We start from the raw sequence: 5,906 nt of genomic DNA, 5'->3' as shown, positions 1-5,906 counted from the left end.
TATAAAGAATCATTAATACAGCAATAATTGGAGGCGACAAGTGGCATGCATTTTTAAATGCCATTTCATACATTTTTTACTTGCCAAATACAAACCACTATCTAAGCTTATATCTTTATTATTTATAGCAAAATTAGCGAAGTTCATGAGTAAAGGAATCAAGCTAAGTACTACAATGACTAGTATTACCTTTTCACTTTTAACTTTAATCCATTCATTTTTAATCAACTTAAACATAGCTTTTCACCTCTATCAAATCTGTAGACATCAACTTGATATACAAGTTTTCCAAAGTTAGGTTTTGCACATCACTATATACAAAATCGTTAGTCGTCTTTAGCTTATTGAAATTGGTTTCGCTTAAAAGGAAGTAGATTTCTTTTTTATTATCTTCCAATAAAGTAACAGCTTGTTTAACGTTTTGATGATCAGGTATTTGTTGCACCCGACCAAACATATATATATCTTCGTTATTATCAATTTCTAATATTTTTTTGCCTTCCCTCATAAATAGGAAAGTATCCGTAACGAAAGAAACTTCATTTAAATTATGACTAGAAATGACAATGGTTCTTTGTTTGCCTTTTAGGTTCTGTTCGATGAGATTTCGCATATCTTTCATCCCCATAGGGTCTAATCCATTAGTAGGTTCATCCAACAGTAATAAATTTGGATTTCCCATCAGCGCTTTTGCTACACCCAATCGTTGTTTCATCCCCATAGATAATTCTTTAAACTTTTTATGCTTCGCATCGGGTAAGCCAACTATTCCTAATAAATCATTTACAATTGAATCATTGTACTCTATATCAGCATATGAGGCATGCAGCTTTAGGTTTTCTACACAAGTTAAATTTGGATAAAAGGCAGGATATTCAATTAATTTGCCTATTGTCACATGGTTATAATCTTTGAAAATGTCCCCCTTGTATTCTATTACATTTAATAAAGCCTTAAATAACGTGGTTTTCCCTGCCCCATTGGGACCTAATAGTCCATATACTTTACCTCTTTTTAATTTCATATTTATGTTATTTAGGATGTTATGTTTCCCCACTTTGAAACGAACATTTTTTAAAGTAATCATATTATCCTCCCTAATTGTTATAGACAATTAAAAGTAAAATCACACTAAAGATATAAACAACAAATAAGAATAAAGCTGGTTTAAAATTACTTCCCTTAAAACCGTTTTTAACAATTTCTACTATAAATAAGGCAGCGGATAGCAAAAACGAAACAACTGCCAGCATTATAAACACCTTTACCATACTTCCAACCTCCTAGATGTATATTGTTGTCTATACTGTAATACATGATTATTAAAAAAAATTTAATTTTTATGATATACAATCATAGAATAAGTTAACAAGGTACTAAATATAATTAAAAAATTACCTATTCATCCTCACACCGTACAACATTTTTTGTGGGTATAAATATGATTCAGTCAATGGTATGTAGGAATTAAACGAATTTTAAATTCAACATTAAAGAAGTAATAAAATTGGAACTGATTTTTTGCGCTTACAGCCATCAACTTTATTATCTCTCGAATATTATAACTATTAAGTCGACTAGCTAAAACATACTAAGATTAGTGTGTTTTGTGTAAAAAAATCCCAATCATCGCTACGTCAACATATTTCGCTTTCCGCGGGCCCGGCTTCAGCTTCCTCGGAAAGCAAAGGTCGCTTTCCTGCGGGATCTTCAGCTCGAGCCTATTCCCGCAGGAGTCTACATATTTTGACTACGCTAAAAGCTTGCGTATTATACACTGGGACCATTTATCCGGCATGTAAGGTGCCGTAAGCCTCCCACTTCAAAATCTTGAGTGAACACAAAAGATCCAAGTGGGAGAAAACGGCTCCTAAATGCCCGATTGGTTCAACTAACATTCAGTAGGAGCCCTACTGAATGAAGTTTCACTTTATCCCGCATGTAAGTTGCCATATACACCGCTTCAAGACCTGAGTTGATACAAAAGGTCTAAGTGGAGAAAACGACACCTAAATGCAACTAACATTCAGTAGGAGATGGAAGAAAACTCCCACTGAATGAAGTTTCACTGTATTGTTCGTTTTTTAATCAGATGATTTAGTTGTGTTCCAGCTTCTTTTGGTAGGAAACCAAGCATTTATACTTTTTATCCGTTTTTTTATTGGATTAAATGCTGTTAAATAGGCATTCCCAAACTAAATTTTCCTATCAAATGTTACGAGTTATCAATGATATGAGGTGTGCAATAAAAAGTTCTTATCCAGTTATTGCTGTTTCGAAAAACGTTACTAAATCATTTTTATCCTATTTTCCTAATTCAACTTATTTACCTTATAGGTAAATCATGTTAAAGTTAATTGACCTAACAGATCAATTAATAAATCCGCAAAGGTGATTATCATGCAATTAAAGATTTTGAATCTGGAACCCAAAAGAAGAGGTGCTATTTTAAATGCTGCACTAAAAGAATTTTCCATGAAAGGATTTGATGATGCCTCAACGAATGTTATTGCAAAAGAGGCTGGTATTTCAAAGGGGCTCATGTTCCACTATATAAAGAGCAAGAAGGATCTTTTTCTATTCCTTTATGATTATTGCACTGACATGATTCATAAAGAATATCTTGATTTAATGGATTTTAATCAAAAAGATATTTTTGAGAGGATTCGACAATCATATATACTCCAGATTGAGTTACTACAACAGCATCCTTGGATATTTGACTTTATTAAAATTACTGGCATTACGAATTCCGATGAAATCAATAAGAATCTAGAAGGAAAAGTAAATGAAAAGCTAGCACGATGCCAAGAGGAAATGTTTGAAATTGTTGATGAAACTAAATTCAGAGAAGGATTGAACCTTGAAAGATGCAAACAGGTTATCTTTTGGGCGAATGTTGGTTTTACAAATCAGATTCTGGAAGATCTTCGGAACTTAGAATTTACTGAATTAGATTATGACAAAGTGCTTGCAGATCTAGATGGTTATCTTAATGAACTCAAGAAGATCTTTTATAGATGAATGTATCTGGACTACCTAACTACTTTTCAGAAAAGGAGTAGGGATGTATTCATACCAGCCGCCGGGATGGTCGGACTTGATTACCTGAATCTGCATCATAAAGTTAGTACATATACAACATCAGTCATTTATGATCGATTGGGAACTGGATGGAGCGATCATGTTAAGCTCCTTGAAGTGCCATTGAAGTCACTGATGAATTGCGAAATGTATTGCATACCGCTTGTGTTCCAGCACCCTACCTGTTCGTCGGTCATTCGCTGGGTGGAATCTACGCGCAGCGGTATGCTCAACGATTTCCAGATGAGGTAGCTGGGATGATTTTGCTTGAACCACCTCACGAGGACTTTCGCACCAATACACCGAAGTTTAAAAAACGTTACCTCCTTCAGCAGAGTTTTACTATCCTTCGGGCACTCTTAACTTACAAAAAATCCTTTCGTGCTTTATTTAATCAAATGTTTGCAACTTGGCCAGACGAAATCCGTGAACTACTAATTGAATATCATCTCAAGACATTATCTAAAACGTTTACAGAAAGAAAAAACTTAAATAGCCAAATCTATGAAGAAATACGTAAAGGAGGAAAACTGCCAGATATTCCGTTGATCGTGTATACAGCGATGGGAATCGACCCATTCATGACTCCAATCACAAGCAAATCATTTCTTCGTGATACACTTGATCCATTCAATCACATTAAAAATATTGTTTACACAAAGTAGCAAATTCCGTTCCAAGGGGAGAACATCGTATTCTCAGAAATGCTGGACATACCACAATCCATACTGACTGTTCAGATGAGGTAGTCGAAGCGATCAGTCATTTAATTGACTTAATTCATACACATGAAGAAAGTACATCTGAATAGAGAAATATGATTAATCATCTAAATGACAGAATGGAGCGATGGTATGGATCATCAATCATTCATTCAAAAATTTGATAAGCAAGCAAAGAAATATAGTAAAAGACGAAAAAACAATCATGCTTATAAGTTTCTCAACGAATTTTTCAAGAAGCTGAAGGAAAAGTATTAGAAGTTTCAATTGGTGCTGGACTTAATTTTCCCTTCTACAATAAAAATATTGAATTAACAGGAATAGATTTTAGTGGAGTATTAATTATTTTGTGTAATTGGTATTTTTAACAACAGCTGTGGCGACACTTTAACAAGCTCTTGCCCATTTTAGGGGGATAGGGCAATGCTGGGGAGCAACCCGAGCACCTGATGGGGTTCTGCCAAAAAGGAGGGACGTTCATTCATCACTTGTTTTGTTTCATACCACCGATTATCCAAAATCATCTTTGCTAGCTTTTGTCGATGTAGCATCTGTTTTAGATGGTTATAACGATACCGATAATAAACAAATGCACATATTGCCACCATGACCAAACTAATGATTAATGACGTTAATCCATACGTACTTACAAAGTGAGTTTGAATTGGATCAAATTCCCACGTTGTTACAAACAAAAATTTTACATGAAAAGGGATAAAAAAAACGAGCCATACACCAAATAATCCAAAAACGATAAATTGAAAAAAGAGAGAGGCGTCACTTGGTCGGATTCGCTTCCCTCTTTTTCGGTATAATTTCATTATTTATCTTTGGGTGGAGTAGATTTTTGAGTGTTAGAGCTTGGTGTCGCTGCTTTCCCTTTTAAAATTAAATCATCTGCCTTGATATACCAATCCACATCTGCCCCACGAAAAGTTGCATTTGCGACTGTGTCTGCGACAGGATTAATCAGTTCCACTTCCGCATTATAATCAAAGTTTTTTAATGGAACGGATGCAGGAATACTGACTTGAATCATACGTCCTTGTTCACGAGACTTTAAATCATAGGTGCGCTCTTTTACTTCCGTTGATACTGTACCATCTTCGTTTTGTAGAAACACTTCTCGACGTAATGACGAAAACTTTAATAACCCGAATGTCTTTTCTTTATCAATGACAATTCCTTCTGCTAATTTCATGTTTTTTCCTCCTTATGCTTTGACCATATCGTCAGCATGTAAAATGTATTTCGTGAAACCACGTTCACCAATTTTATAACCTTCTGCGGTAATCCTAGCATTAACCAACTTTACTTTTTCCTCATGTTCAAAAAATTTCTCTCCAACTTCTTGTGGCAAGATTACCTCAATATCATCTGCACGTTGAATATCTGAATACAGATTGTAACTGCGTGACAATGTTGTCATGCGCCCATTAATCCTTCTCTGTTCAACCTTTCCTTCTCCTGCATATTCTAAATTCCCAAACATTTTTTCCATATTTGGAATGACATGTTTTAACTCCATTATATAAACCTCTCTTCTTGTTTTAATTTTTGTTATTTATAAGTAAGCAAGGGGAGAAGGGAGGGGAACGGGAAAAATACTCTTTCATTTGTCAATCACTCCTATGCTTCTTGTAGTCGATAATCCACACGTCCATAAATCACACACCAAAAAACAACCATCGTTTCTTCATTTTTATCACGTATCAATTTCCCATGAGGAAAAAACGGGAAATCTTCAATCTCTATCTCATTTAAAACAAAATGATCTTCAATCCAATCCATCACTTTTGCTTCATTTTCTTCCAAAGAAATTACGCTCCCTTTTGTTTTTGATAATAAAAAAATAATGACAGACGGAACTTGTCACACACGTTGATACTATGTCAAGAAAGTAGACACAGATTTTCTACCGCGCTTTCGCTTGGTGGCCGTCATAAAAAGTTTAAATAAAGGGCATTTAAACTTTTTTATGGCGGTAAAATCAGGCTGCGGAATTTCCATACATTTGCTCAAATTCATTTGGCGTATAGTAGCCCAAAGTCGAATGGATCCGCTTAGAATTGTAGAAGAACTCGATGTATTCAAACAGCG

General features: G+C 34.8%; 9 protein-coding genes. 2 read left to right on the top strand and 7 right to left on the bottom strand.

Going from position 1 to position 5,906, the window contains the following annotated elements; translation table 11 throughout:
* Positions 1-229: 229 nt before the first annotated feature.
* Both JOC94_RS22265 and JOC94_RS22260 read right to left on the bottom strand, forming a co-directional pair.
* Positions 230-1,087, bottom strand: coding sequence for an ATP-binding cassette domain-containing protein (locus tag JOC94_RS22265; protein WP_077113016.1), 858 nt, complete (start codon positions 1,085-1,087; stop codon positions 230-232).
* A 10-nt stretch (positions 1,088-1,097) separates the two neighbouring features.
* Complete coding sequence (locus JOC94_RS22260; protein ID WP_171973966.1) at positions 1,098-1,271, bottom strand: hypothetical protein; 174 nt, start codon at positions 1,269-1,271, stop codon at positions 1,098-1,100.
* Positions 1,272-2,400: 1,129 nt separating this feature from the next.
* On the opposite strand from JOC94_RS22260, the gene JOC94_RS22255 reads away from it, so the two are divergent.
* The gene (locus JOC94_RS22255) at positions 2,401-3,024 is read left to right on the top strand and encodes a TetR/AcrR family transcriptional regulator (protein WP_077111042.1); all 624 of its coding nucleotides are present in this window, start codon (positions 2,401-2,403) and stop codon (positions 3,022-3,024) included.
* A gap of 200 nt (positions 3,025-3,224) precedes the next feature.
* The gene (locus JOC94_RS22250; RefSeq protein WP_077111040.1) at positions 3,225-3,749 is read left to right on the top strand and encodes an alpha/beta fold hydrolase; all 525 of its coding nucleotides are present in this window, start codon (positions 3,225-3,227) and stop codon (positions 3,747-3,749) included.
* Positions 3,750-4,213: 464 nt separating this feature from the next.
* Here the strand turns inward: JOC94_RS22250 and JOC94_RS22245 are convergent, their stop codons facing one another.
* From JOC94_RS22245 to JOC94_RS22225, 5 genes are all read right to left on the bottom strand, one after another.
* Positions 4,214-4,627: a hypothetical protein gene (locus tag JOC94_RS22245; protein ID WP_077111038.1), complete on the bottom strand. Its 414-nt coding sequence runs from the start codon at positions 4,625-4,627 to the stop codon at positions 4,214-4,216.
* The gene (locus JOC94_RS22240; protein WP_077111036.1) at positions 4,627-5,007 is read right to left on the bottom strand and encodes a YdcP family protein; all 381 of its coding nucleotides are present in this window, start codon (positions 5,005-5,007) and stop codon (positions 4,627-4,629) included. The genes JOC94_RS22245 and JOC94_RS22240 overlap by 1 nt, the downstream gene beginning before the upstream one ends.
* Before the next feature lie 12 nt (positions 5,008-5,019).
* Positions 5,020-5,334, bottom strand: coding sequence for a YdcP family protein (locus JOC94_RS22235; protein ID WP_077111034.1), 315 nt, complete (start codon positions 5,332-5,334; stop codon positions 5,020-5,022).
* 101 nt (positions 5,335-5,435) lie between these two features.
* Positions 5,436-5,621, bottom strand: coding sequence for a hypothetical protein (locus JOC94_RS22230; RefSeq protein WP_077111032.1), 186 nt, complete (start codon positions 5,619-5,621; stop codon positions 5,436-5,438).
* A gap of 175 nt (positions 5,622-5,796) precedes the next feature.
* The gene (locus JOC94_RS22225) at positions 5,797-5,892 is read right to left on the bottom strand and encodes an IS3 family transposase (protein ID WP_408021947.1); all 96 of its coding nucleotides are present in this window, start codon (positions 5,890-5,892) and stop codon (positions 5,797-5,799) included.
* Positions 5,893-5,906 lie beyond the last annotated feature (14 nt).

The sequence above is a fragment of the Siminovitchia thermophila genome, from assembly GCF_016909185.1.
GTDB classification, from domain to species: Bacteria; Bacillota; Bacilli; order Bacillales; family Bacillaceae_C; genus Siminovitchia; species Siminovitchia thermophila.
Note: the sequence above shows the minus strand (reverse complement) of the source record. Positions and strands in the feature narration are given on the sequence as shown.